Genomic DNA, 23,990 nt, shown 5'->3' on the forward strand with positions numbered 1-23,990 from the left:
TCTAAATGTGGGAGGGGCGAGCCTCCTCCCACATTTGTCAGTTACTGACCGGAGTAGATCTGGTCGAAAACCCCACCATCATTGAAGTGGGTTTTCTGCACGGTGCGCCAGTCACCAAAGGTCTTCTCCACCGACAGGAAGTCGACTTTCGGGAAGCGGTCGGTGTACTTGGCCAGCACCTTCGGGTCACGCGGGCGCAGGTAGTTGTTGGCGGCGATTTCCTGGCCTTGCGGCGACCACAGGTACTTCAGGTAGTCTTCAGCCGCCACGCGGGTGCCTTTCTTCTCGACCACTTTATCCACCACCGACACCGGCGGCTCGGCTTCGGCGGAGACGCTTGGGTAGATCACTTCGAACTGGTCACGGCCGAATTCACGCGCGATCATTTCCGCTTCGTTCTCGAAGGTCACCAGCACGTCGCCGATCTGGTTGGTCATGAACGTGGTGGTGGCGGCGCGGCCACCGGTGTCCAGCACGGGCGCCTGTTTGAACAGCTTGCCGACAAAGGCCTTGGCCTTGTCTTCATCGCCGCCGTTCTTGAGCACATAACCCCAGGCCGACAGGTAGGTGTAGCGGCCGTTACCCGAGGTTTTCGGGTTGGGCACGATCACCTGCACGCCATCTTTCAACAGGTCAGGCCAGTCTTTCAGGGCTTTCGGGTTGCCCTTGCGCACGATGAACACGGTGGCCGAGGTAAACGGCGCGCTGTTGTTCGGCAGGCGGGTGACCCAGTCGTCCGGCACCAGTTTGCCGTTGTCGACCAGGGCGTTGATGTCGGTGGCCATGTTCATGGTAATCACGTCAGCTGGCAGGCCGTCGATCACCGAGCGCGCTTGTTTGCTGGAACCGCCGAAGGACATCTGCAGGGTCAGCTTGTCGTTCGGGTGCTCGGCTTCCCAGTGCTTCTGGAAGGCGGCGTTGTAGTCCTTGTAGAAATCGCGCATCACGTCGTAGGAGACGTTGAGCAGAGTGACCGGGGCGGCCTGGACGGCGCCCGCCAGGGCAAGGCCGGCGGCCAGGAGAGAGGCGCTTACGAGTTTTTTCACTGCTCATTCCTTGTTGTTCGGGAGAAGAGGGGAGGCACATTGCCAGCGACTATAGCCGGGGGCACTTAGTCGCTTAAAGATTAAAAAGAACTTTGCTTATTCCACTTTCTTAAAAAGATTGCTGCCGCAGCGCGAACAGAACGCCGCGTTGGGCTCGTGGCTGTTTTTCCTGCAGACCGGGCAGTCGTGTTGCAGTTGCTCACCGCGCATGGCACTGGCCAGCTCGGCAGTAAAAATCCCCGTGGGCACGGCGATGATCGAGTAACCGGTGATCATCACCAGCGACGAAATCACCTGGCCCAACGGCGTCTTGGGCACGATATCGCCAAAGCCCACGGTGGTCAGCGTCACGATCGCCCAATAGATGCCCTTGGGGATACTGGTGAAGCCGTGCTCCGGGCCTTCGATCACATACATCAAGGTACCGAACACCGTGACCAGGGTGCACACGCTCACCAGGAACACCACGATCTTCTGCTTGCTGCCGCGCAGCGCCGCCATCAGGTAGTTGGCCTGCTTGAGGTACGGGCTGAGCTTGAGCACGCGGAAAATCCGCAGCATCCGGATGATGCGGATGATCAGCAGGTACTGCGCGTCGCTGTAGTACAGCGCAAGGATGCCGGGCACGATGGCGAGCAGATCCACCAGCCCGTAAAAGCTGAAGGCGTAGCGCAACGGCTTGGGCGAGCAGTACAGGCGCAACCCGTACTCGATCAGGAAGATCAGGGTGAAGCCCCATTCAATGTAGGCCAGCACATCGGCGTAGTTCTGGTGGACCTGGTCGATGCTGTCGAGCATCACGATCACCAGGCTGGCGAGGATGATCAACAGCAGGATGCCGTCAAAGCGCCGCCCGGCGACGGTGTCGCTTTGAAAAACCATGACGTAGAGCCGCTGACGCCAGTCGTTGTTGCTGTCCATAAAGCCCGCCTGAATCGAATATCGAGCAAGCCTAGGGGGATTCGAAGGGGCTGTCCATGCGGGGTTTCCTGAGTATTCGGGCGCCGGCGAGTACCAGCCAGCAGGCAAGGACAAACGGCGCGGTGAGTGCCGGCAGATGCAGGGCAGCAAAGCCCGGTGTGAGAAGGATCGCCAGCAGGATGCCGAGCAGCGGCAGCCAGGGTTGGCGCCGTGCCTGGCTCAGCGCCAGGGCCGCGAGAGCCGGGTTGTAGCTGTGCAGGCCGAGGAGGGCGGCGCTGGTGTCGTCCAGCAGCAAGGCGATCATTACGCCGCTGCTGGCGCCGATCACGGCCCAGACAGCGGCACGCCGGTTCGCCAGCCACAGGCCGAGGGCAATCAGCGCGCCCGCCAGCGGCTGGTCCAGCAGCATGATTTGCGCGAGGCCGGTGAACGGCGCGCCGAGCACCGCCAGGGTATCGGGCTCGCCGAGGGCGAAGGCACCGTGTGGGACGCTGCCCAGCAGCAGCCAGCCCAGGCCGACAAAGGGCGCGGTGTAGGCGGGCAGGTCGTGCGGCCGACTGGCGTGTTTCAGCCACTGCCGCGTGAGGATCGCGCTCAAGCCGCCGCACGCGAGGATCAGCGGTGGCAACAAGGCTGACCAAGCGAAATGCTGGCTGATCAGCAAACCAAGCAGCACGCCGTTGTAGCTATAGAGTCCAGCCTGGCGCTCGGCCTTGGGATAGTCGCGACGCTGGGCCGTGAGCAACCCGGCGACCCCACCCAGCAGCGCACCGCCGAGCAAGGCCGGGGCGCCGATCAGGATCGCCAACAGGCACAGCAGGCCGCACAACGGATGGCGTTGCAGGAAGATCTGGCTGAAGCCGTTGAGCAGGGCTTCGGCCCAGTCGGGGCAGGTTGGGGTGTGCATTTTTAGTGAGTCAGTGGGACCGAGTTGGGCCCATCGGGGGGCAAGCCCTCTTCCACACTTGATTGGGTTCACATAGTTAAATGTGTGAATGCCGTCCAATGTGGGAGGGGGCTACACCCCGATGGGGCCTCTACAGGCGCTAGATCAGCGTCTCTATACGCAAGGAGTTGGTCGACCCCGTCTGCCCGCGCTGCGCCATGCCCTGGGCCTGGGCAATCTCCAGCGCCGTGGAACACACTTCATCCACCTGGCGAATCCAGTGGTAACGCCGGGCGTGATCGGCATGCTCACCGTGGCTGAAGTTGAGGCGGAAGATATTCACCCCGGCTTGCACCAGCTCGCGGATGTCATCTATACCGTCGGTGGCCGGGCCCAGGGTGGCGAGGATCTTGACCTTCTTGTCAGGCGTCATGGCGGGCAGTCTCAAGGATCAGGATGGCGCGCACGTCATTGACATTGGTGCGGGTCGGCTCGGTAACGATCAAGCCGTCGAGGGCGGCGAAGTAGCCATAACCGTTGTTGTTATCCAGCTCGTCGCTGGCCGACAGGCCCAGAGCTTCGGCGCGCGCATAGCTGCACGGGGTCATGATTGCGCCGGCGTTGTCTTCCGAGCCGTCGATGCCGTCGGTGTCGCCGGCCAGGGCGTACACGCCCGGCAGGCCTTTGAGGCTGTCGGTCAGGCTCAACAGGAATTCGGCGTTGCGCCCGCCACGGCCGTTGCCGCGTACGGTGACGGTGGTTTCACCGCCCGAGAGGATCACGCACGGCGCCGCCAGCGGCTGGCCGTGCTGCACGATTTGCCGCGCGATGCCGGCGTGCACTTTGGCCACGTCCCGCGCTTCGCCTTCCAGGTCGCCGAGGATCAGTGGGCTGAAACCGGCCTGGCGCGCTTTCACCGCCACCGCTTCCAGGGATTGTTGCGGGCGCGCGATCAGTTGGAAGTGGCTGCGGACGAGTACCGGGTCGCCGGGCTTGACGGTTTCCGAGGCTGGATTCTGCAACCAGCTGCGCACGGCGGCCGGTGCGTCGATGCCATAGCGCTTGAGGATCGCCAGGGCCTGTTGCGAGGTGCTGGGGTCGCCGACCGTGGGGCCGGAGGCGATGACCGTGGCCTGGTCGCCCGGCACATCGGAAATCGCGTAGGTGTAGACCGTGGCCGGCCAGGCCGCCTTTGCCAGCCGACCGCCCTTGATTGCCGAGAGGTGCTTGCGTACGCAATTCATCTCGCCAATGGTGGCGCCGGATTTGAGCAGGGCTTTGTTGATGGCCTGCTTGTCGGCCAGGCTGATGCCTTCGGCAGGCAGTGCCAGGAGTGCCGAGCCGCCGCCGGAGAGCAGGAAGATCACCCGGTCGTCTTCGCCCAGGTTGCTGATCAATTCCAGCACGCGCTTGGCCACCGCAAGGCCGGCGGCATCGGGCACCGGGTGGGCGGCTTCGACCACTTCGATTTTCTGGCAAGGGGCGCCGTGGCCGTAGCGGGTGACCACCAGGCCCGAGACTTCGCCTTGCCAGCAATTCTCGACGACCAGCGCCATGGCGGCGGCCGCCTTGCCGGCGCCGATCACGATCACGCGGCCGCTGCGGTCGGCGGGCAGGCAGGGTTCGAGGACGTGCCGGGGGTGGGCGGCGTCGATGGCTGTGGCAAACAGCTCGCGAAGCAGGTGTTGCGGATCGACCGACATAAGCGGGCTCCCGGGGGATTTTTGTTATTAGAGGTGCAGCCCTTTCAAAGGGGGGTTACTTATCGCGAATCGAGAAGTTCGCCATATGCTCCAATCCCTTGATCAGCGCCGAGTGGTCCCAATTCCCGCCACCAAGCGCCGCGCAGGTGCTGAACACCTGCTGGGTGCCGGCGGTGTTCGGCAGGTTGATCCCCAGTTCCCTGGCACCGGCCAGGGCCAGGTTCAGGTCCTTCTGGTGCAGGTTGATGCGGAAACCCGGATCGAAGGTGCCCTTGATCATGCGTTCGCCATGCACTTCGAGGATCTTCGACGAGGCAAAGCCGCCCATCAGCGCTTCACGCACCTTGGCCGGGTCGGCGCCGTTCCTGGCGGCGAACAGCAGCGCTTCGGCCACCGCCTGGATATTCAGCGCGACGATGATCTGGTTGGCCACTTTGGCGGTCTGGCCATCGCCATTGCCGCCCACCAGGGTGATGTTCTTGCCCATGCTCTGGAACAGCGGCAGGGCGCGTTCGAAGGCCTGTGGTTCGCCACCGACCATGATGCTCAAGGTCCCGGCCTTGGCGCCGACTTCACCGCCGGACACCGGGGCGTCGAGGTACTGCGCGCCGTGCTCGTTGATCTTCGCCGCAAACGCCTTGGTGGCCGTGGGAGAGATCGAACTCATGTCGATCACCACCTTGTTCGGCGACAGGCCCGCCGCCACACCGTCGGCACGGAACAGCACGTCGTCGACCTGCGGCGTGTCGGGGACCATGACGATAATGAACTCGGCTTCCTGGGCCACTTGCTGCGGGGTGGCCAGGGCCACGGCGCCGGCGCTGATCAGCTCGGCCGGCGCCTTGCCGTGGTGTTCGGAAAGAAACAGTTGATGACCGGCTTTCTGCAGGTTCGTGGCCATGGGCTGGCCCATGATGCCGGTGCCGATAAATCCGATTTTAGCCATGATGAAATCCTCTTTTTATTCTCTGTGGGCGCTGGGCTTGCTGTGGTGAGCGGGCTTGTTGTGGTGAGCGGGCTTGTCCCGCGCTGGCTGCGTAGCAGCCCCATGGGGTCAGTGGTAAAGCCCCCCTCACCACAGCAAACCCCCTCCCACAGGGTTTTGTGTGGTGTCGGTTAGATGGCGTTGTGGGCTTTAAGCCAGCCCAAACCCGCTTCGGTGGTGGTCAGCGGCTTGTATTCACAGCCGACCCAACCCGCGTACCCGATGCGGTCCAGATGTTCGAACAGGAAGCGGTAGTTGATCTCCCCGGTTCCCGGCTCATTGCGCCCAGGGTTGTCCGCCAGCTGGATGTGATTGATCTCCTCCAGGTGCGCCGCCATGGTCCGGGCCAGGTCGCCTTCCATGATTTGCATGTGGTAGATGTCGTACTGCAGGAACAGGTTGTCACTGCCCACCTGTTCGCGAATCGACAGGGCCTGTGCAGTGTTGTTGAGGTAGAAACCCGGAATGTCGCGGGTGTTGATCGCTTCCATCACCAGCTTGATGCCCGCCGCCTGCAGCTTGTCGGCGGCGTACTTGAGGTTGGCGACAAAGGTCTTTTCCACGGTTTCATCATCCACACCCTGGGGCCGAATCCCCGCCAGGCAGTTGATCTGGGTATTGCCCAGCACCTGGGCGTAGGCGATGGCCAGCGTGACCCCAGCACGGAATTCCTCGACCCGGTCCGGGTGGCACGCCAGGCCGCGTTCGCCCTTGGCCCAGTCACCGGCCGGCAGGTTGAACAGCACCTGGGTCAGGCCGTGGGCGTCGAGCTGGGCCTTGATGTCAGCCGAGCTGAATTCGTAGGGGAACAGGTACTCGACACCCTGGAAACCGGCATCGGCAGCGGCCTTGAAGCGAGCGAGAAAGTCCTGCTCGGTAAACAGCATGGACAGGTTGGCGGCAAAGCGCGGCATAGGGTTCTCCTTAATCGAGCAGGGAAATGGCAGTCGGTGCATCGTTGCCGACCAGGGCCAGGTCTTCGAATTCGTTGACGGCGTTGATTTCGGTGCCCATGGAAATATTGGTCACGCGCTCCAGAATGATCTCGACGATCACCGGTACCTTGAACTCCTCGATCATTTGTTCGGCCTTGCGCAACGCCGGCGCGATCTGTCCCGGTTCGAACACGCGCAGGGCCTTGCAACCCAGGCCTTCGGCAACTGCGACGTGGTCGACGCCATAGCCGTTCAGCTCGGGAGCGTTGAGGTTGTCGAAAGACAACTGCACGCAGTAGTCCATTTCAAACCCGCGCTGGGCCTGGCGGATCAGCCCCAGGTAGGAGTTGTTCACCACTACATGGATGTACGGCAGCTTGAACTGTGCGCCCACCGCCAGCTCTTCGATCATGAACTGGAAGTCATAGTCGCCGGACAGCGCCACCACCTTGCGGCTCGGGTCGGCCTTGACCACGCCCAGCGCCGCCGGAATGGTCCAGCCCAACGGGCCGGCCTGGCCGCAGTTGATCCAGTGGCGGGGCTTGTACACATGCAGGAACTGCGCGCCGGCAATCTGCGACAGGCCGATGGTGCTGACGTAGCAGGTGTCTTTGCCGAACACCTGGTTCATCTCTTCGTACACCCGTTGCGGCTTGACCGGCACGTTGTCGAAGTGGGTCTTGCGCTGCAGGGTCGCCTTGCGCTGCTGGCAGTCATGCAGCCAGGCACTGCGGTCCTTGAGCTTGCCGGCGGCTTTCCACTCGCGGGCCACTTTAATGAACATCGTCAGCGCGGAGCCGGCGTCGGACACGATGCCCAGGTCCGGGGTGAATACGCGACCAATCTGGGTTGGTTCGATGTCGACGTGAATGAATTTACGCCCTTCGGTGTATACCTCCACTGAACCGGTGTGGCGGTTGGCCCAACGGTTACCGATCCCCAGCACCACGTCGGACTTGAGCAGCGTTGCGTTGCCGTAGCGGTGCGACGTCTGCAGGCCGACCATGCCGACCATCTGGGGGTGATCGTCGGGAATGGTGCCCCAGCCCATCAGCGTCGGGATCACCGGGATGCCGGTCAGTTCGGCGAACTCCACCAGCAGCTCGCTGGCATCGGCGTTGATCACGCCGCCGCCGCTCACCAGCAACGGGCGTTCCGCCTGATCCAGCAGGGCCAGGGCCTTTTCGACCTGGATGCGCGTGGCCAGTGGCTTGGCCAGTGGCAGCGGCTGGTAGGCGTCGATGTCGAATTCGATCTCGGCCATCTGCACATCGAACGGCAGGTCGATCAGCACCGGGCCAGGGCGGCCGGAGCGCATTTCATAGAAAGCTTTCTGGAACGCGTACGGCACTTGGCCCGGCTCGAGGACGGTGGTCGCCCACTTGGTCACCGGCTTGACGATGCTGGTGATGTCCACGGCCTGGAAGTCTTCCTTGTGCATGCGGGCCCGTGGCGCCTGGCCGGTGATGCACAGGATCGGGATCGAGTCGGCCGAGGCGCTGTAGAGGCCGGTGACCATGTCGGTGCCCGCCGGGCCCGAGGTGCCGATGCACACGCCGATATTGCCGGCCTTGGTGCGGGTGTAACCCTCGGCCATGTGCGAGGCGCCTTCAACGTGGCGAGCAAGGACGTGATCGATGCCACCCACCTTCTGCAAGGCTGAGTACAGCGGGTTGATCGCAGCGCCTGGGATACCGAAGGCGGTGTCCACGCCTTCACGGCGCATGACGAGGACGGCGGCTTCGATTGCTCTCATTTTGCTCATGATTTTGGTGCCTCTTGCGTTTTGTAATTGTATACAAGTGGTGTCTGTCCAAAGTGTATTCACGGCGGGCTGCGCAGGTCAATCCATTTTATTGATTGGTCTTTGCGTTCGTCGGAACGGCTTTTTTCGACGTATGGAGTCTTTGTTTGAAAATATTGTATACAAAAATAAATGTCATTGTGTTCTATTTGTTTGGTCGAGCATCTGATCAAACAGACTTCCACCGCTTTCCCAATAACAAAAGAAGGACGGCACCATGAGCGCTTTAACCTTGAAGATTGCCACCCAACTGGCCGGCCAGGCCCTCAGCGCAGGGCGCACGATCTCAGCCGCACCGCTGACCGTTGCGGTCCTCGACTGCGGCGGCCACTTGATCACTCTGCAGCGCGAAGACGGCGCCAGCCTGCTGCGCCCGCAGATCGCCATCGGCAAGGCCTGGGGTGCGATTGCGCTGGGCAAGGGCTCGCGCTTGCTGGCGCTGGACGCACAGCAACGGCCGGCGTTTATCGCAGCGTTGAACAGCCTGGGGCAGGGCAGCGTGGTGCCGGCGCCGGGTGGGGTGTTGATTCGGGATCAGGCGGGGGCGGTACTGGGGGCGATCGGGATCAGCGGGGATACGTCGGATATTGATGAGCAGTGTGCGATCACGGCGATCGAGGGGCTGGGGTTGAGGGCGGATGCGGGGGTGTCAGCTTAAGCATTGAGTGACTATCAGGGCCTCATCGGGGCATAGGTATCTACACATCTTGAGCCGAGCCCCCTGCGTAGCAGCTGTCGAGCCTTGGCGAGGCTGCGTCGGCGGTGTGTCAGACGCGCCGCAAACGCAGCCTCGCCAAGGCTCGACAGCTGCTACGCGTTATCCTACTGAAGTTGTGTAGATACTTATGCTCATCGGGGGCACCTAAGTGTGTCAGTCGGGTTCACAGCCCTTGAGCACCAACCGGATAATCGTCTGCGCCGCCGCTTCATAATCGGCCTCATCCAGCTTGGCTTTGCCGGTCACCGCGGAAATCTGCCAGTCGAAATCCGCATAGGTCTGCGTCGCCGCCCAGATGCTGAACATCAGGTGATGAGGGTCGATAGCTGCAATCAACCCGCGATCCACCCAGCTCTGGATGCAGTCGATATTGTGCTTGGCCTGGGCGTTGAGTTGTTGGACCTGCTCGGCACTCAGGTGCGGTGCGCCATGCATGATTTCGCTGGCGAACACCTTGGAGGCGAAGGGCAGGTCGCGGGAGATGCGGATTTTCGAGCGGATGTAGTTGCTCAGCACCGCTGAAGGCTCGCCCTCGGGGTTGAACGGCGTGGACGCCGCCAGGATCGGCTCGATAATGCTTTCGAGCACCTCGCGGTAGAGGTTGTCCTTGGACTTGAAGTAGTAATAGACGTTGGGCTTGGGCAGCCCGGCCTTGGCGGCGATGTCGCTGGTTTTGGTCGCGGCGAAGCCCTTGTCGGCAAACTCCTCGCTCGCCGCCCGCAGGATCTTTTCTTTGTTGCGCTCGCGAATGGTGCTCATAAAGTGCTCAGTCTCACAGATACTGTTTCTTTTTGACGGCGTCTGTTGCCGCCATTCTGCGTCGCCGCTCCTCCCCATAGCGAGCGATGAGTCGTCGCGGCTCCTTGCCTGACGACAACAGCCACTCGCCAAAAGAGAAACGTATCTATGAAACTGAGCACGGGGAGTTTCCTTGCCAGGACAGGCGGTTGCGCATGGTAGCACCGGCTATCCGCGGGCCTCAACAATGTGCCCGCAAAGCCCTGCGCCGCGTTATGCTCCGCCCATCCCTCTCTTAAGGAAGCCCGATTCATGGCAGGAAGCAGCTTGTTGGTGTTGATCGACGACATCGCCGCAGTACTCGATGACGTTGCCCTGATGACAAAAGTAGCGGCAAAAAAAACCGCCGGAGTGCTCGGCGATGACCTGGCGCTCAACGCCCAGCAGGTTTCCGGCGTGCGTGCCGAGCGGGAAATCCCGGTGGTATGGGCCGTTGCCAAGGGGTCCTTCATCAACAAGTTGATCCTGGTGCCCACTGCGCTGTTGATCAGCGCCTTTGCCCCTTGGGCCGTCACACCGTTGTTGATGCTCGGCGGCGCCTACCTGTGTTTCGAAGGCTTCGAGAAGCTCGCGCATAAATTCCTGCACAGCAAGGCTGAAGTCCAGGCCGACCATGCGCAGCTGGTTGAAGCGGTGGCTAACCCGGCTACTGATCTGGTGGCCTTTGAAAAGGACAAGATCAAAGGCGCTATTCGTACCGACTTCATCCTCTCTGCGGAAATCATCGCCATCACCCTCGGCACCGTGGCCGATGCGCCGTTGATGCAGCAAGTGATTGTCCTGTCGGGCATCGCCATCGTCATGACCATCGGCGTCTACGGGCTGGTGGCCGGTATCGTCAAGCTGGATGACCTGGGCCTGTGGCTTACCCAGAAGCCTGGCCAGATGGCTCGCAGTATCGGTGGCGGCATCCTGCGCGCGGCGCCGTACATGATGAAGAGCCTGTCGGTGATCGGCACGGCGGCGATGTTCATGGTCGGCGGTGGCATCCTTACCCATGGCGTGCCGGTGGTGCATCACTGGATCGAGGGTGTGAGCCAGAGCACAGGTGCATTGGCGTGGTTGATGCCGACGTTACTGAATGCGGTGGCGGGGATTATTGCCGGGGCGGTGGTATTGGCAGTGGTCAGCGTGGTGGGCAAGAGCTGGAAAGCGCTCAGGGCATAAATCGCCGCCACAAAAAAAGGCCATTCAATCGAATGGCCTTTTTTACGGGCGTTATTTACTCGGCAATCTGCAACTTGCGTGATTCCGTATAGATATACCGCACCTTCTCATACTCGAACGGCGAGTTCATCTGACCGTAGCGGAAGCTGGTCTGGTAGCGCTTGTCCACCGCACGCAGGGCCCAGATTTCCGGGTGGTTGGAGCTGACTTCGGAGACGTTGAGGAAGTTGATCTGGGACTCGGCGGTGTAGTCCACCAGCAGGCCGCCGGTGTCGCGCAGGTTCGACGGACCGAAGATCGGCAGCACCAGGTAGGCACCGCCGGGCACGCCGTAGAAGCCCAGGGTCTGGCCGAAGTCTTCGCTCTGGCGCGGCAGGCCCATGGCGGTCGCCGGGTCCCACAGGCCGGCTACGCCGACGGTGGTGTTGAGCAGCAGGCGCCCGGTGGTTTCCAGGGAGCGGTGGCCCTTGAGTTGCAAGAGGCTGTTCAACAGGTTGGGCACGTCGCCCAGGTTGTTGAAGAAGTTGCTCACGCCGGTGCGCAGGAAGCTTGGCGTGACGTAGCGGTAACCGTCGACCACCGGCAGGAACACCCATTGGTCAAAGCGGTAGTTGAAGTGGTACACGCGGCGGTTCCACGATTCGAGCGGGTCATACACGTTGAGGGCGTTGACCGACGAGCGTTCGAATTCACGCTGGTCCAGGCCTGGGTTGAACTTGAGTTTGCTCAACGGCTCCTTGAAACCGTCGGAGTCCATCACCACAGGCGCGTGAGCCTTGCTGTTGTCGGCATTGGCAACGCCTGCGCACATCAGGGCGGCAAGCAGCAGAAGATATTTAGCCACGGAAGAACTCCAGCATGGCGTCGGCGTTGACGCGGTAATTGAGGTTGCCGCAGTGGCCGCCCAAGGGGTAGACGGTCAAGCGATCGCCGAAGGTCTTGCGCAGGAAGCCGAGGTCGCCCGGGCCGAGGATCACGTCGTCGGCGTTGTGCATGACGGCGATTTTCGGGCTGGCGTGCAGGTAGTCCTTGAGGGCGTACAGGCTGACCTGGTCAACCAGTTGCAACAGGCTGCCGCCGTCGGAGCGGGCGCGCCACATCGGGATTACCTGTTCGGTGAGGTAGCAATCGAAGTCGCATTGCAGCGCACGCTTGAGGAACGGCGTGAGGCTGGTGCCTTCGCTGATCGGGTACTTCGGCGGGATGATCAGGCCGCGGCGGTTGATCAGGTCCGAAGTAAAGGCGATGTCGGCCGCCGAGAAGCGGAACGAGGTGCCGATCAGCATGGCCATCTGTTCGTTGGTCAGGTGCTGCTTGGATTGCTGGAAGTCGTAGAGCAGGGCGTCGTTGAGGTCGATGTAGCCCTTTTGCTGGAAGTAACGGGTCAGCTTGTTCAACACCAGTTCATAGAAGGTGGTGGTGTTGTTGATGCCCTTGACCTCGGTCTGTACCAGCTTGTCGAGGTTGGTGATCGAGGTGTAGAGGTTGACCGGCGGGTTGAGCAGCAGCACTTTCTTGAAGTTGAAGCTGCGGCGGGTCTCGTCGAGCTTGCTGACAAACGCCGCATCCAGCGCGCCGAGGCTGTAGCCGGTGAGGTAGAAGTCGGTCACCGGCAGCGAGGCATTCTGGGCACGCACGGCCTGCATCACGCGGTACATGTCTTCGGCATCTTCCTGGCTGATGCCGGGGGTGGCGAAGCGCGAAGCCGAGGCGATGAAGTCGAAGCTGGTGGGCGACGACAGTTGCACCACGTGGTAGCCGGCCTGGTAATACAGTTTTTTCAGGTATTCGTTGATGCTGCTGTCAAACCGCGCACCGGTGCCCGCGATCAGGAAGATCAGCGGCGCGGCGCGATCCTGCTTGGCGATGCGGTAAGTGAGCTTCTTCACTGCCCAGAAGTTGTCCGGCAGGCTGAACTCGCGCTCGGGGCGCATGTTCAGGGTGTAGTCGGACTGGTTGATCTCGTCATCGGTCGGCAATGTAGGCCGAAGGTCAGGCGGTGTGGTGGCGATGGTCGCTTCGAACGGATTGGTCAAAGGGTAGCCATAGCTGGCTTGGTCGATATCGACGGCCAGTGCTGACGCACTCAAAAAAAGGCTGCCCAGTAAGGCAGCACAGCGCAAGGAACGGAGCATGACTTAATCCCTAAGAGGAAACGTGCTAAATGAAGTTCGCAGGCTATGACCACCGCGTTGCCACCGAAGTGCCAGCTCTCGGCACGAAAAGTCGGAAAATAACGTCGGAATCGGGGTAATAGTAGCGAGACGATACACTTTGCCATGCATTAGTGAACACTAATTGTGTGTACGCACCTTGCTAACGGCCGCCGGCGCATTAAGCTGAGCGCCGTTTTTGCCTATCGGAGTGCTCCATGTCCCGCCGCTTGCCGTTGATTTTGCTGCTTATTGCCCTGCCGTTATGGCTGGCTGCCAGTTATGGCGCGCGTTACGGCTTTATGGAAGATGGCCAGTGGGTCGGCATCTGTGCCGACGAGGCCAGCCGCTGGGAATGCCAGGTACGTTCGAACCTGGGTTTGATGATTCACTTCAAAGTGCTGGGCTGGGCCGCGCTGGTGACCTCGGTGCTGGCGTTTTTCGTGCCGGGCCGTGCGGGATGGGGCTTGGCGGTACTGGGGCTGGTGTTCGGGCTGCCGGCCCTGGCGTTGTACAACACCTCGTTTGCGGTGTTTGCGGTGGTGATTGCGGGGTTGCGGTTGGTCAGGCAGTCGCGGCGCGCCTGATAAGGCCAATCGGGGGCTTGCCCCCGATGGCGCTCTTAAGCCTTGCGCACCCGCAAGCACCGCCACAAAGCCGCAACCATCAACCCACTGACCACCGCCCAACCCCACGCCTGCTGGTTCAGCAAGCCTTCACGGTACAGCTGTGGCGCGATGCCGGCCCCGATGATAAAGGTCAGCAAGGCAATCTCCCGGCGTGGCCCGGTCACCGGACGAACCAGGTACACCAACGCCGGCAGCAGCAGCGCCGCACTCGGGAAGCTGCGGTAGCGTGGGTCAAACACCAGTGCCAGCATCATCACGGCGCCCGCGAACCCGGCGATTGCCATCAGCCAGCCGGCACGGTGTTCCAGCCAGTTGAACAGGCGTTCGCGCCAGCCTTCACGGGCACTCAAGGCCAGTGCAGCGTGGGCCAGCACCAGCACGTTCAGCGCCACGAGCAAACCGGCCCATGCCCATTCATCGTTGAAGCGCGCAGTCACGCGGGTCAGTTCAGCCCAGGTGCCGATGGAACAGGCCGCCACTGCACCCAGCAGCGGCAGGGCCATCGCGGCACGAGTGCTGCGAACGCGGCCACCGAGCACCAGCGTGCCCAGCAGGATAATCCCGCCGACCCCCAGCCAGAGCGGCCAGTGCGGCACATTGGTCACCGGCCCGGCGAGGATGCCCTTGTCCTGGCGGTCGGCATCGAACAGGCCCCAGTAGCCGCCCACGGCACCTTCACTGGCGCGCTTCCACGGCTGGTCAAACGCTTCGATCAGGTTGTAGTGCCAGCCATTGGCTTCGGCCATGGCCACGAAACCGCGCATGAACCTGGCTTCATTGACCCGGCTTGGCACTGCGGTTTCGCGCTGGCGACCTTCGCTGGGCCAGCCGGTCTCGCCGATCAATATGTCCTTGGGCGCGAATTTGTTGCCAAAGGTCTGGCGTACATCGCCCACATGCTTGAGGGCCTGGTCGATGCCGGAGGGGTCATCTTCCCAGTAGGGCAGCAGGTGGATGGTCAGGAAGTCCACCGCCGGAGCGATTTCCGGGTGCTGCAGCCAAAACTCCCAGACGTCGGCGTAGGTGACCGGCTGCTTGATCTGGCTTTTGACTTTATGGATCAGCGTCACCAGCTGTTTGGCGGTGACTTCCTTGCGCAGCAGCGCTTCGTTGCCGACGATCACCGAGGTGACCACATCGGGGTTGGCGTTAGCCGAGGCGATCAGTTGGTCGACTTCTTTTTCGGTCGCGACCGGGTCGCTGCTGACCCAGGCGCCCGCCATCACCTTTAACCCATGCTTGCGCGCCAGGTCCGGCAAGGCTTCCAGGCCGGTCATGGAGTAGGTGCGGATGCATTCGAAGCGGGTGGCCAGCAGGGCCAGGTCGGCGTCCATGCGCGCGGGGCGCAGTGTGAACGGTTGGTCGAAGGGCGATTGGTCCTTGTCGAACGGTGTGTACGACGCGCATTGCAGCTTGTGACTGGCACTGGCCACATCCGGCAGCACCACCGGCCGGCCGAGGCCATACCAGTAGCCGACAAGGGCCAGCAGGCCGAGGATCAAAGCGAAGCAATAGGGCAGGGCAGGGAAGCGGGCAGTGGCGGGCATGGTCGGCTTATCTGGGGGAGCAAAGGCGCGCATCTTACCCGGATTTGCGCTATCCCAGTGGGGCTGAATAATTTTGACATGCAAAGTTCAGGCGGGATCGTGGGGTTAAGTCCTACAAAAAGTCCTACTGGCGATGTGATGTCGTTTCTTGCTTGCATGAGGTCGCTGACAGAGCAGGTCGAAGGCTGCGGCAGGTTGATGATCGACGTGTCAGCACTCCACTGATGTCGCAGCAGCCGGATCGATGCGCGTGAAGGGGGCGCGGCGCACCACATAACAACAGGTTGACGTCGCTCGACATCCGTCGGGCGCAGCACTTTCGGGGAAGTACGATGAAGATGCGACGACTCTTGGGCGCAGCTGCCACTCTGGTAGTTGCGATGAGCTCCACACTGGCCAGCGCCGACAGCAAAACCCTGAGCATCGGTTATGTAGATGGTTGGTCCGACAGCGTTGCCACCACGCATGTGGCGGCAGAGGTGATCAGGGAAAAGCTCGGTTATGACGTCAAACTGCAAGCGGTCGCCACCGGGATCATGTGGCAGGGCGTGGCCACCGGCAAGCTCGATGCCATGCTCTCCGCCTGGCTGCCGGTAACCCATGGCGAGTATTGGACCAAGAACAAGGACAAGGTGGTCGACTACGGCCCCAACTTCAAGGATGCGAAGATCGGCTTGATCGTGCCGGAGTACGTCAAGGCCAAGTCCATCGAAGACCTCAAGACCGACACCACCTTCAAGAACAAGATCGTCGGCATCGACGCCGGTTCAGGCGTGATGCTCAAGACCGACGAAGCCATCAAGCAGTACGGCCTCGACTACAAACTGCAAGCCAGTTCGGGTGCGGCGATGATCGCCGAGCTGACCCGTGCCGAAGACAAACAGGAATCCATTGCGGTCACCGGCTGGGTGCCACACTGGATGTTCGCCAAGTGGAAACTGCGTTTCCTGGACGATCCAAAAGGGATTTATGGTGCTGCTGAAACCGTCAACAGCATCGGCAGCAAGGGCCTGGAGAAGAAAGCGCCGGAAGTCGCGGCGTTCCTGAAGAAATTCCAGTGGGCCTCCAAGGATGAGATCGGCGAAGTCATGCTCGCTATCCAGGAAGGCGCCAAGCCTGATGCAGCGGCCAAGGACTGGGTGGCCAAGCACCCTGAGCGCGTAGCCGAGTGGACCGGTAAATAACCCCCCAATGCCTTGATACAACCCCTGTGGGAGGGGGCTTGCTCGCGATTGCGGTGTGTCAGTCGTCAATGATCTGACTGGTTCACCGCTATCGAGAGCAAGCCCCCTCCCACATTATTTTCGTCACCCGCAAATGTTTCTGCGCCCTCTCAATCCCTCGCTACACTCCGTCTAATACTAAGGTCGTCTGGAACCTGTTCCGTAGCCGCATACAGTGGATACGTACCAATAATAAAAAAGCTGTGCTGCGAGGATAAAAACAATGAACGACAGCATTTACCTCTCGATTCAAAACAGCCCGCGTTTCAAGGAGCTGGTAAGAAAAAGGGAAAGGTTCGCCTGGATTCTCTCGGCGATCATGCTAGGGCTGTACTCCGGCTTCATCCTGTTGATCGCCTACGGGCCACAAATACTGGGGGCCAAACTCAGCCCCGGCTCATCCATCACCTGGGGCATCCCCATCGGTGTCGGGCTGATTGTCTCGGCCTTTGTCCTCACCGGCATCTATGTGCGACGCGCCAACGGCGAATTCGACGACCTGAACAATGCGATTCTCAAGGAGGCTGCGCAATGATCCGTCGTCTATTGGCTGTATTCGGCGCTTCGGTCTTTGCACCCGCTGTTTGGGCGGCGGATGCATTGACCGGTGAAGTGCACAAACAACCGCTGAATATCGCAGCGATCCTGATGTTCGTGGCCTTTGTCGGCGCGACGTTGTGCATCACCTACTGGGCGTCCAAGCGCAACAAGTCGGCGGCCGACTACTATGCGGCCGGCGGCAAGATCACCGGTTTCCAGAACGGCCTGGCGATTGCCGGCGACTACATGTCGGCCGCGTCGTTCCTGGGTATTTCCGCACTGGTGTTCACCTCCGGCTACGACGGCCTGATCTACTCGATCGGCTTCCTGGTGGGCTGGCCGATCATTCTGTTCCTGATCGCCGAGCGCCTGCGTAACCTGGGCAAGTACACCTTTGCCGACGTGGCGTCCTATCGCCTCGGGCAAACCCAGATCCGCAGCCTGTCGGCCTGTGGTTCCCTGGTGGTGGTGGCGTTCTACCTGATCGCGCAAATGGTGGGGGCGGGCAAGCTGATCCAGCTGCTGTTCGGCCTCGACTACCACGTGGCGGTGATCCTGGTCGGGATCCTGATGTGCCTGTACGTGCTGTTCGGCGGCATGCTGGCGACCACTTGGGTGCAGATCATCAAGGCGGTGCTGTTGCTGTCCGGTGCCTCATTCATGGCGCTGATGGTGATGAAGCACGTCAACTTCGATTTCAACATGCTGTTCTCCGAGGCGATCAAGGTTCACCCTAAAGGTGAAGCGATCATGAGCCCCGGCGGCCTGGTGAAAGACCCGATCTCCGCGTTCTCCCTGGGCCTGGCACTGATGTTCGGTACCGCCGGCCTGCCGCACATCCTGATGCGCTTCTTCACTGTAAGTGACGCCAAGGAAGCGCGTAAGAGCGTGCTGTATGCCACGGGCTTCATCGGCTACTTCTACATCCTGACCTTTATCATCGGCTTCGGCGCGATCCTGCTGGTCAGCACCAACCCGGCGTTCAAGGATGCTGCAGGCGCCTTGCTGGGCGGTAACAACATGGCGGCGGTGCACCTGGCCAACGCGGTGGGCGGCAGCATCTTCCTGGGCTTCATCTCGGCTGTGGCCTTCGCCACCATCCTGGCAGTGGTTGCCGGCTTGACCCTGGCCGGTGCTTCGGCGGTGTCCCATGACCTGTACGCCAGCGTGATCAAGAAAGGCAAGGCCAACGAAAAGGATGAGATTCGCGTATCGAAGATCACCACTATCGCCCTGGCAGTGCTGGCGATTGGCCTGGGCATCCTGTTCGAAAGCCAGAACATCGCGTTCATGGTCGGCCTGGCGTTCTCGATTGCCGCCAGCTGTAACTTCCCGGTGTTGCTGCTTTCCATGTACTGGAAAAACCTCACCACCCGTGGCGCGATGATTGGCGGCTGGCTGGGCCTGATCAGTGCCGTTGGCCTGATGATCCTGGGTCCGACCATCTGGGTCTCGATCCTGCATCATGAAAAAGCCATCTTCCCGTACGAATACCCGGCGCTGTTCTCGATGATCATTGCGTTCATCGGTATCTGGTTCTTCTCCATCACCGACAAGTCGGCGGCGGCAGAGAAAGAGCGTGCGCTGTACTTCCCGCAGTTTGTGCGTTCGCAGACTGGCCTGGGGGCGAGTGGGGCGGTTAATCACTAAGGTTGTAGCTGGATAAAGAAATGCCCCGGTCGAAAGGCCGGGGTATTTTTTTGCCTGGGGTTTATGGGGGGCTGCTACTGGCCTCATCGGGGGCAAGCCGCCGATGGTGGTAGATCAGTCGACACAAATAAAAACGGCCTCCACTGAGGGAGGCCGTTTTCGGTGCTGCTGAAAGGTGCTTACTTGCGATCTTCCAGCTTGGTAATGTCACGCGACTCGTAGCCGGTGTACAGCTGGCGCGGGCGGCCAATCTTGTACGGGCTGGAGAGCATTTCTTTCCAGTGGGAGATCCAGCCCACGGTCCGTGCCAGGGCGAAGATCACGGTGAACATGCTGGTTGGAATGCCGATCGCCTTGAGGATGATCCCCGAGTAGAAGTCGACGTTCGGGTACAGCGAGCGTTCGATGAAGTACGGGTCGGTCAGGGCGATCTCTTCCAGGCGCATGGCCAGTTCGAGTTGCGGATCGTTGTTGATGCCCAGTTCCTTCAGCACTTCGTCGCAGGTCTGCTTCATGACGGTGGCGCGTGGGTCGCGGTTCTTGTAGACCCGGTGACCGAAGCCCATCAACTTGAACGGATCGTTCTTGTCCTTGGCCTTGGCAATGAACTTGTCGATGTTGGACACATCGCCGATTTCATCGAGCATGGTCAATACGGCTTCGTTCGCACCGCCGTGGGCAGGGCCCCACAGCGCGGCGATGCCGGCGGCGATACAGGCGAACGGGTTGGCACCCGAAGAGCCTGCCAGGCGCACGGTGGAGGTGGAGGCGTTTTGCTCGTGGTCGGCGTGGAGGATGAAGATCCGGTCCATTGCCTTGGCCAGCACCGGGCTGATCGGTTTGATCTCGCACGGGGTGTTGAACATCATGTGCAGGAAGTTTTCCGCGTACGTCAGGTCGTTGCGCGGGTACATCATGGGTTGGCCCATGGAGTACTTGTAAACCATTGCGGCCAGGGTCGGCATCTTGGCAACCAGGCGGATCGCGGAAATTTCGCGATGCTGCGGGTTATTGATGTCGAGGGAGTCGTGATAGAAGGCCGACAGGGCGCCGACCACGCCGCACATGACGGCCATCGGGTGGGCGTCGCGACGGAAGCCGTTGAAGAAGGTCTTCAACTGCTCGTGAACCATGGTGTGGTTCTTCACGGTGCTGACGAACTGGGCTTTTTGCTCGGCTGTTGGCAATTCGCCATTTAGCAGCAGGTAGCAGGTTTCCAGGTAGTCCGATTTTTCCGCCAGTTGCTCGATCGGGTAGCCCCGGTGCAGCAGGATGCCATTGTCGCCGTCGATATAGGTGATCTTCGACTCGCAAGAGGCGGTCGACATGAAGCCTGGGTCGAAAGTGAAACGGCCCGTGGCCGTCAGGCCCCGTACGTCGATAACATCGGGACCAACGGTGCCGGTTAAAATGGGCAGCTCGACGGGGGCTGCGCCCTCGATGATCAACTGCGCTTTTTTGTCAGCCATGTGGCCTCCTATTTATGCTTCAAATCATCAGACAGACCCCCCACGCAGGGCCCGCACCACTATAGTGAGATAAATTCAGATGTCAATTTGCCTAAAGTCTTGCCCCAGAAGGCTTTAACCGTACTTTTTCCTCGAAATTGCCCGCCATTTACGCCTTTTATCCCGCCAGCGCAATCCGCTATTAGGGTGAGGTGCGCGCGTTGTCATTAGTAACCTAACTGTCTATACTCGGCCACCGACCGCCAAGGGCTTTTGGGCTTGCTTTCATTGGGGGTCGCACTCCCTGGGTGGTGCTTACCTGACCAGTCGCACTCCCCAACAACTTTGCCCTGATTGTTAGGGGCTCTTCAGTGTGAAAAAAAGCCGTGAATAGCCAACGACCTGTAAACCTAGACCTAAGGACCATCAAACTCCCCATCACCGGCGTTACGTCGTTCCTGCACCGTGTTTCCGGCATCATCCTGTTCCTGGGCTTGGGCATCATGCTTTATGCATTGAGCAAATCCCTGGGTTCCGAGGAAGGATACGCCGAGGTGAAGGCATGCTTGACCAGCCCGCTGGCCAAGTTCGTAGCATGGGGCCTCCTGTCCGCTCTGCTGTATCACCTGGTAGCCGGTGTGCGCCACTTGATCATGGACATGGGCATCGGTGAGACGCTGGAAGGCGGCCGCCTGGGCTCGAAAATCATCATCGCCATTTCCGTGGTGCTGATCGTTCTGGCAGGAGTTTGGATATGGTAACCAGCGTTACGAACCTATCGCGTTCGGGCCTCTATGACTGGATGGCGCAGCGTGTGTCTGCGGTCGTTCTCGCGGCTTATTTCATTTTCCTGATCGGATACCTCGTCGCAAACCCGGGCATCGGCTACGAGCAATGGCACGGGCTGTTTTCCCACAATGCGATGCGAATCTTCAGCCTGCTGGCCCTTGTAGCCCTGGGCGCTCACGCCTGGGTCGGCATGTGGACCATCGCGACCGACTACCTGACGCCGATGGCGCTGGGCAAGTCCGCGACCGCAGTCCGTTTCCTCTTCCAGGCAGTATGCGGCGTCGCGATGTTCGCTTACTTCGTCTGGGGTGTGCAGATTCTTTGGGGTATCTGATTCATGGCTAACATTCCAACTATTTCCTTCGACGCCATCATCATTGGTGGCGGCGGTGCCGGCATGCGCGCAGCGCTGCAGCTGGCTCAGGGCGGTCACAAGACTGCCGTGATCACCAAGGTATTCCCGACGCGCTCCCACACCGTGTCGGCCCAGGGTGGCATCACCTGCGCCATCGCGTCCGCCGACCCGAACGATGACTGGCGCTGGCACATGTACGATACCGTCAAGGGTTCCGACTACATCGGTGACCAGGACGCTATCGAATACATGTGTCAGGAAGGCCCGGCCGCGGTGTTCGAGCTGGACCACATGGGCCTGCCGTTCTCCCGTACCGAACAAGGTCGTATCTACCAGCGTCCATTCGGCGGCCAGTCGAAGGACTACGGTAAAGGCGGCCAGGCTGCCCGTACCTGCGCTGCGTCCGACCGTACCGGTCACGCGCTGCTGCACACCCTTTATCAGGGCAACCTGAAAGCCGGCACCACGTTCCTGAACGAATACTACGCAGTGGATCTGGTGAAGAACGCCGACGGTGCATTCGTTGGCGTGATCGCCATCTGCATCGAAACCGGTGAAACTACCTACATCCGCGCCAAGGCTACCGTTCTGGCGACCGGCGGTGCAGGTCGTATCTACGCTTCCACCACCAATGCCCTGATCAACACCGGTGACGGCGTCGGCATGGCACTGCGTGCCGGCGTGCCGGTGCAGGACATCGAAATGTGGCAGTTCCACCCGACCGGCATCGCCGGCGCCGGTGTACTGGTCACCGAAGGTTGCCGTGGTGAAGGTGGTTACCTGATCAACAAGCACGGCGAGCGTTTCATGGAGCGTTATGCTCCGAACGCGAAAGACCTGGCGGGTCGTGACGTCGTTGCCCGTTCGATGGTCAAGGAAATCATCGCCGGTAACGGCTGTGGCCCGAATGGCGACCACGTACTGCTGAAGCTCGATCACCTGGGCGAAGAAGTGCTGCACAGCCGCCTGCCGGGTATCTGTGAGCTGTCCAAGACCTTTGCCCACGTTGACCCGGTTGTTGCTCCGGTTCCGGTTGTCCCAACCTGCCACTACATGATGGGCGGTGTTCCGACCAACATTCATGGCCAGGCGATCACCCAGAACGCCGAAGGCGTGGACGAGATCATCCACGGTCTGTTCGCGGTAGGCGAAGTGGCCTGCGTATCGGTACACGGTGCCAACCGTCTGGGCGGCAACTCGCTGCTCGACCTGGTGGTATTCGGCCGCGCGGCTGGCCTGCACCTGGAAAAAGCCCTGACCGACGGCATCGAATACGATGACGCCACCGACGCCAACATCGAGGCCGCCCTGTCGCGCCTGAACGCTCTGAACGAGCGCACTGATGGCGAAGACGTGGCAACCCTGCGTCGCGAGCTGCAAAGCTGCATGCAGAACTACTTCGGTGTATTCCGTACCGGCGAATACATGCAGAAGGGTATTGCCCAGCTGGCCGATCTGCGCAAGCGCATCGCCAACGTCAAGATCAACGATAAGAGCCAGGCGTTCAACACCGCTCGTATCGAAGCCCTTGAACTGCAAAACCTGCTGGAAGTGGCTGAAGCGACTGCGATCGCCGCCGAGGTTCGTAAGGAATCCCGTGGTGCCCACGCTCGTGAAGACTTTGAAGATCGCGATGACGAAAACTGGTTGTGCCACACCCTGTACTTCCCGGGTGACAAGCGCGTAACCAAGCGTGCCGTGAACTTCTCGCCGAAGACGGTTCCGACGTTTGAACCGAAGATTCGGACTTACTAAGGGTGGCTGCCATGTTGAAAGTCAGTGTTTATCGCTACAACCCTGATCAGGACGCTGCGCCGTTCATGCAGGAGTTCCAGGTCGATACCGGTGGTAAAGACCTGATGGTGCTGGATGTATTGGCACTGATCAAAGAGCAGGACGAGGGTTTCTCCTATCGTCGCTCTTGCCGTGAAGGTGTTTGCGGTTCCGACGGCATGAACATCAACGGCAAAAACGGCCTGGCGTGCATCACGCCGCTGTCCGCTGTTGTCAAAGGCAACAAGCTGATCGTTCGTCCTCTGCCAGGTTTGCCGGTTATCCGTGACCTGGTCGTCGATATGAGCATCTTCTACAAGCAATACGAGAAAGTTAAGCCGTTCCTGCAGAACGACACGCCGGCTCCGGCCATCGAGCGTCTGCAGTCCCCAGAAGAGCGTGAAAAGCTCGACGGTCTGTACGAGTGCATCCTGTGCGCCTGCTGCTCGACCTCGTGCCCGTCCTTCTGGTGGAACCCGGACAAGTTCCTGGGCCCAGCTGCCCTGCTGCAAGCGTATCGCTTCCTGGCAGACAGCCGTGACACCAAGACGTCCGAGCGCCTGGCTTCGCTGGATGACCCGTTCAGCGTATTCCGCTGCCGCGGGATCATGAACTGCGTCAACGTATGTCCCAAAGGCCTGAACCCGACTAAGGCCATTGGTCACATCCGTAACATGCTGCTGCAAAGCGGCGTGTAACTGACGTTGTAACAAGGCAGGACCGTTGTGCCCGTAAATGCTACGGCGCAGGCTTCAACCGGCGCCGTAGTTTTAACTTGAGCAGCGACTTACAAAGCCGCGGCTCTTATTTTGAAGAAATGAGACAAGCAGGGGCATTCGGGTTGGTACCCGAACTATCAGCGTGATCCTAAGTGGCTTGTTTTGGTCGCTGCACTTGGCCTTTTGCAAGCAAACTCGGTG

At 60.7% G+C, this 23,990-nt stretch carries 22 protein-coding genes and 1 pseudogene; 10 read left to right on the forward strand and 13 right to left on the reverse strand.

Annotated elements, in window-relative coordinates:
• Nucleotides 1–41: 41 nt before the first annotated feature.
• The 8 genes and pseudogenes from BFP99_RS11055 to gcl form a co-directional block, all read right to left on the reverse strand.
• Complete coding sequence (locus BFP99_RS11055; RefSeq protein WP_065947265.1) at nucleotides 42–1,046, reverse strand: sulfate ABC transporter substrate-binding protein; 1,005 nt, start codon at nucleotides 1,044–1,046, stop codon at nucleotides 42–44.
• 96 nt (nucleotides 1,047–1,142) lie between these two features.
• Nucleotides 1,143–1,967: an ion transporter gene (locus tag BFP99_RS11060; protein WP_065924473.1), complete on the reverse strand. Its 825-nt coding sequence runs from the start codon at nucleotides 1,965–1,967 to the stop codon at nucleotides 1,143–1,145.
• A 31-nt stretch (nucleotides 1,968–1,998) separates the two neighbouring features.
• Nucleotides 1,999–2,874 carry an urea transporter gene (locus BFP99_RS11065; protein WP_065947266.1) on the reverse strand — a complete coding sequence of 292 codons (876 nt, stop codon included), beginning with the start codon at nucleotides 2,872–2,874 and terminating at the stop codon, nucleotides 1,999–2,001.
• 214 nt (nucleotides 2,875–3,088) lie between these two features.
• Nucleotides 3,089–3,286 (reverse strand): annotated as a pseudogene (locus BFP99_RS31875) (pyruvate kinase); the annotation flags it as partial.
• The gene (locus tag BFP99_RS11075; RefSeq protein WP_065947267.1) at nucleotides 3,276–4,556 is read right to left on the reverse strand and encodes a glycerate kinase type-2 family protein; all 1,281 of its coding nucleotides are present in this window, start codon (nucleotides 4,554–4,556) and stop codon (nucleotides 3,276–3,278) included. The pseudogene BFP99_RS31875 and the gene BFP99_RS11075, both read right to left, overlap by 11 nt.
• A gap of 55 nt (nucleotides 4,557–4,611) precedes the next feature.
• Nucleotides 4,612–5,502 (reverse strand): 2-hydroxy-3-oxopropionate reductase, encoded by an 891-nt coding sequence (locus BFP99_RS11080; RefSeq protein ID WP_065947268.1) that lies wholly within the window; start codon nucleotides 5,500–5,502, stop codon nucleotides 4,612–4,614.
• A 170-nt stretch (nucleotides 5,503–5,672) separates the two neighbouring features.
• On the reverse strand, nucleotides 5,673–6,455 hold the full coding sequence (gene hyi, locus BFP99_RS11085; protein ID WP_065924478.1) for a hydroxypyruvate isomerase: 783 nt from the start codon (nucleotides 6,453–6,455) through the stop codon (nucleotides 5,673–5,675).
• A 10-nt stretch (nucleotides 6,456–6,465) separates the two neighbouring features.
• Nucleotides 6,466–8,241, reverse strand: a complete 1,776-nt coding sequence (gene gcl / locus BFP99_RS11090; RefSeq protein WP_065947269.1) for a glyoxylate carboligase — start codon at nucleotides 8,239–8,241, stop codon at nucleotides 6,466–6,468.
• 256 nt (nucleotides 8,242–8,497) lie between these two features.
• On the opposite strand from gcl, the gene BFP99_RS11095 reads away from it, so the two are divergent.
• Nucleotides 8,498–8,938 carry a GlcG/HbpS family heme-binding protein gene (locus BFP99_RS11095; protein WP_065924480.1) on the forward strand — a complete coding sequence of 147 codons (441 nt, stop codon included), beginning with the start codon at nucleotides 8,498–8,500 and terminating at the stop codon, nucleotides 8,936–8,938.
• A 213-nt stretch (nucleotides 8,939–9,151) separates the two neighbouring features.
• Here the strand turns inward: BFP99_RS11095 and BFP99_RS11100 are convergent, their stop codons facing one another.
• The gene (locus tag BFP99_RS11100; RefSeq protein ID WP_065924481.1) at nucleotides 9,152–9,757 is read right to left on the reverse strand and encodes a TetR/AcrR family transcriptional regulator; all 606 of its coding nucleotides are present in this window, start codon (nucleotides 9,755–9,757) and stop codon (nucleotides 9,152–9,154) included.
• Nucleotides 9,758–10,048: 291 nt separating this feature from the next.
• Here BFP99_RS11100 and BFP99_RS11105 point away from each other — a divergent pair, with 291 nt between their 5' ends.
• Nucleotides 10,049–10,963: a DUF808 domain-containing protein gene (locus BFP99_RS11105; protein ID WP_065924482.1), complete on the forward strand. Its 915-nt coding sequence runs from the start codon at nucleotides 10,049–10,051 to the stop codon at nucleotides 10,961–10,963.
• A gap of 55 nt (nucleotides 10,964–11,018) precedes the next feature.
• Here the strand turns inward: BFP99_RS11105 and BFP99_RS11110 are convergent, their stop codons facing one another.
• Both BFP99_RS11110 and BFP99_RS11115 read right to left on the reverse strand, forming a co-directional pair.
• The gene (locus tag BFP99_RS11110; RefSeq protein ID WP_065924483.1) at nucleotides 11,019–11,807 is read right to left on the reverse strand and encodes an MlaA family lipoprotein; all 789 of its coding nucleotides are present in this window, start codon (nucleotides 11,805–11,807) and stop codon (nucleotides 11,019–11,021) included.
• Nucleotides 11,800–13,098: a serine/threonine protein kinase gene (locus tag BFP99_RS11115; protein WP_027607050.1), complete on the reverse strand. Its 1,299-nt coding sequence runs from the start codon at nucleotides 13,096–13,098 to the stop codon at nucleotides 11,800–11,802. The genes BFP99_RS11110 and BFP99_RS11115 overlap by 8 nt, the downstream gene beginning before the upstream one ends.
• A gap of 236 nt (nucleotides 13,099–13,334) precedes the next feature.
• Here BFP99_RS11115 and BFP99_RS11120 point away from each other — a divergent pair, with 236 nt between their 5' ends.
• Nucleotides 13,335–13,703 carry a hypothetical protein gene (locus tag BFP99_RS11120; RefSeq protein ID WP_065924484.1) on the forward strand — a complete coding sequence of 123 codons (369 nt, stop codon included), beginning with the start codon at nucleotides 13,335–13,337 and terminating at the stop codon, nucleotides 13,701–13,703.
• A 35-nt stretch (nucleotides 13,704–13,738) separates the two neighbouring features.
• Here the strand turns inward: BFP99_RS11120 and BFP99_RS11125 are convergent, their stop codons facing one another.
• Nucleotides 13,739–15,292 carry a glycoside hydrolase family 17 protein gene (locus BFP99_RS11125; protein ID WP_065947270.1) on the reverse strand — a complete coding sequence of 518 codons (1,554 nt, stop codon included), beginning with the start codon at nucleotides 15,290–15,292 and terminating at the stop codon, nucleotides 13,739–13,741.
• 332 nt (nucleotides 15,293–15,624) lie between these two features.
• Here BFP99_RS11125 and BFP99_RS11130 point away from each other — a divergent pair, with 332 nt between their 5' ends.
• From BFP99_RS11130 to BFP99_RS11140, 3 genes are all read left to right on the forward strand, one after another.
• The gene (locus BFP99_RS11130) at nucleotides 15,625–16,476 is read left to right on the forward strand and encodes a glycine betaine ABC transporter substrate-binding protein (RefSeq protein ID WP_027607053.1); all 852 of its coding nucleotides are present in this window, start codon (nucleotides 15,625–15,627) and stop codon (nucleotides 16,474–16,476) included.
• Between the two features lie 262 nt (nucleotides 16,477–16,738).
• Nucleotides 16,739–17,050 (forward strand): DUF485 domain-containing protein, encoded by a 312-nt coding sequence (locus BFP99_RS11135; protein WP_024074297.1) that lies wholly within the window; start codon nucleotides 16,739–16,741, stop codon nucleotides 17,048–17,050.
• Entirely contained in the window at nucleotides 17,047–18,705 is a 1,659-nt protein-coding gene (locus tag BFP99_RS11140) for a cation acetate symporter (protein ID WP_057014104.1), read from the forward strand. Before BFP99_RS11135 ends, BFP99_RS11140 begins: the two co-directional genes overlap by 4 nt.
• A gap of 179 nt (nucleotides 18,706–18,884) precedes the next feature.
• On the opposite strand, the gene gltA is transcribed toward BFP99_RS11140, so the two are convergent.
• The gene (gene gltA, locus BFP99_RS11145) at nucleotides 18,885–20,174 is read right to left on the reverse strand and encodes a citrate synthase (protein WP_003222994.1); all 1,290 of its coding nucleotides are present in this window, start codon (nucleotides 20,172–20,174) and stop codon (nucleotides 18,885–18,887) included.
• 365 nt (nucleotides 20,175–20,539) lie between these two features.
• Between gltA and sdhC the strand changes: the two genes are divergently transcribed.
• From sdhC to BFP99_RS11165, 4 genes are read left to right on the forward strand one after another with little or no spacing between them, the layout of a single operon-like run.
• Nucleotides 20,540–20,914, forward strand: a complete 375-nt coding sequence (sdhC, locus tag BFP99_RS11150; RefSeq protein ID WP_003172804.1) for a succinate dehydrogenase, cytochrome b556 subunit — start codon at nucleotides 20,540–20,542, stop codon at nucleotides 20,912–20,914.
• Nucleotides 20,908–21,276 carry a succinate dehydrogenase, hydrophobic membrane anchor protein gene (sdhD, locus tag BFP99_RS11155; RefSeq protein ID WP_003172805.1) on the forward strand — a complete coding sequence of 123 codons (369 nt, stop codon included), beginning with the start codon at nucleotides 20,908–20,910 and terminating at the stop codon, nucleotides 21,274–21,276. The genes sdhC and sdhD overlap by 7 nt, the downstream gene beginning before the upstream one ends.
• A 3-nt stretch (nucleotides 21,277–21,279) precedes the next feature.
• A complete protein-coding gene (gene sdhA / locus BFP99_RS11160; protein ID WP_065924487.1) occupies nucleotides 21,280–23,052 on the forward strand; it encodes a succinate dehydrogenase flavoprotein subunit in 1,773 nt (590 codons plus the stop codon).
• A gap of 11 nt (nucleotides 23,053–23,063) precedes the next feature.
• Nucleotides 23,064–23,768 carry a succinate dehydrogenase iron-sulfur subunit gene (locus BFP99_RS11165; RefSeq protein ID WP_003172807.1) on the forward strand — a complete coding sequence of 235 codons (705 nt, stop codon included), beginning with the start codon at nucleotides 23,064–23,066 and terminating at the stop codon, nucleotides 23,766–23,768.
• Nucleotides 23,769–23,990: the final 222 nt, after the last annotated feature.

Origin of the sequence: Pseudomonas sp. 1 R 17 (assembly GCF_900067035.1) — a bacterium.
Lineage (GTDB): Bacteria > Pseudomonadota > Gammaproteobacteria > Pseudomonadales > Pseudomonadaceae > Aquipseudomonas > Aquipseudomonas marginalis.

Coding starts and splice junctions, on each gene's coding strand:
- BFP99_RS11060 (WP_065924473.1), bottom strand. CDS start 1,967: ATGGACAGCAACAACGACTGGCGTCAGCGGCTCTACGTCATGGTTTTT.
- BFP99_RS11065 (WP_065947266.1), bottom strand. CDS start 2,874: ATGCACACCCCAACCTGCCCCGACTGGGCCGAAGCCCTGCTCAACGGC.
- BFP99_RS11075 (WP_065947267.1), bottom strand. CDS start 4,556: ATGTCGGTCGATCCGCAACACCTGCTTCGCGAGCTGTTTGCCACAGCC.
- BFP99_RS11080 (WP_065947268.1), bottom strand. CDS start 5,502: ATGGCTAAAATCGGATTTATCGGCACCGGCATCATGGGCCAGCCCATG.
- hyi (WP_065924478.1), bottom strand. CDS start 6,455: ATGCCGCGCTTTGCCGCCAACCTGTCCATGCTGTTTACCGAGCAGGAC.
- gcl (WP_065947269.1), bottom strand. CDS start 8,241: ATGAGCAAAATGAGAGCAATCGAAGCCGCCGTCCTCGTCATGCGCCGT.
- BFP99_RS11095 (WP_065924480.1), top strand. CDS start 8,498: ATGAGCGCTTTAACCTTGAAGATTGCCACCCAACTGGCCGGCCAGGCC.
- BFP99_RS11100 (WP_065924481.1), bottom strand. CDS start 9,757: ATGAGCACCATTCGCGAGCGCAACAAAGAAAAGATCCTGCGGGCGGCG.
- BFP99_RS11105 (WP_065924482.1), top strand. CDS start 10,049: ATGGCAGGAAGCAGCTTGTTGGTGTTGATCGACGACATCGCCGCAGTA.
- BFP99_RS11115 (WP_027607050.1), bottom strand. CDS start 13,098: ATGCTCCGTTCCTTGCGCTGTGCTGCCTTACTGGGCAGCCTTTTTTTG.
- BFP99_RS11120 (WP_065924484.1), top strand. CDS start 13,335: ATGTCCCGCCGCTTGCCGTTGATTTTGCTGCTTATTGCCCTGCCGTTA.
- BFP99_RS11125 (WP_065947270.1), bottom strand. CDS start 15,292: ATGCCCGCCACTGCCCGCTTCCCTGCCCTGCCCTATTGCTTCGCTTTG.
- BFP99_RS11130 (WP_027607053.1), top strand. CDS start 15,625: ATGAAGATGCGACGACTCTTGGGCGCAGCTGCCACTCTGGTAGTTGCG.
- BFP99_RS11135 (WP_024074297.1), top strand. CDS start 16,739: ATGAACGACAGCATTTACCTCTCGATTCAAAACAGCCCGCGTTTCAAG.
- BFP99_RS11140 (WP_057014104.1), top strand. CDS start 17,047: ATGATCCGTCGTCTATTGGCTGTATTCGGCGCTTCGGTCTTTGCACCC.
- gltA (WP_003222994.1), bottom strand. CDS start 20,174: ATGGCTGACAAAAAAGCGCAGTTGATCATCGAGGGCGCAGCCCCCGTC.
- sdhD (WP_003172805.1), top strand. CDS start 20,908: ATGGTAACCAGCGTTACGAACCTATCGCGTTCGGGCCTCTATGACTGG.
- sdhA (WP_065924487.1), top strand. CDS start 21,280: ATGGCTAACATTCCAACTATTTCCTTCGACGCCATCATCATTGGTGGC.
- BFP99_RS11165 (WP_003172807.1), top strand. CDS start 23,064: ATGTTGAAAGTCAGTGTTTATCGCTACAACCCTGATCAGGACGCTGCG.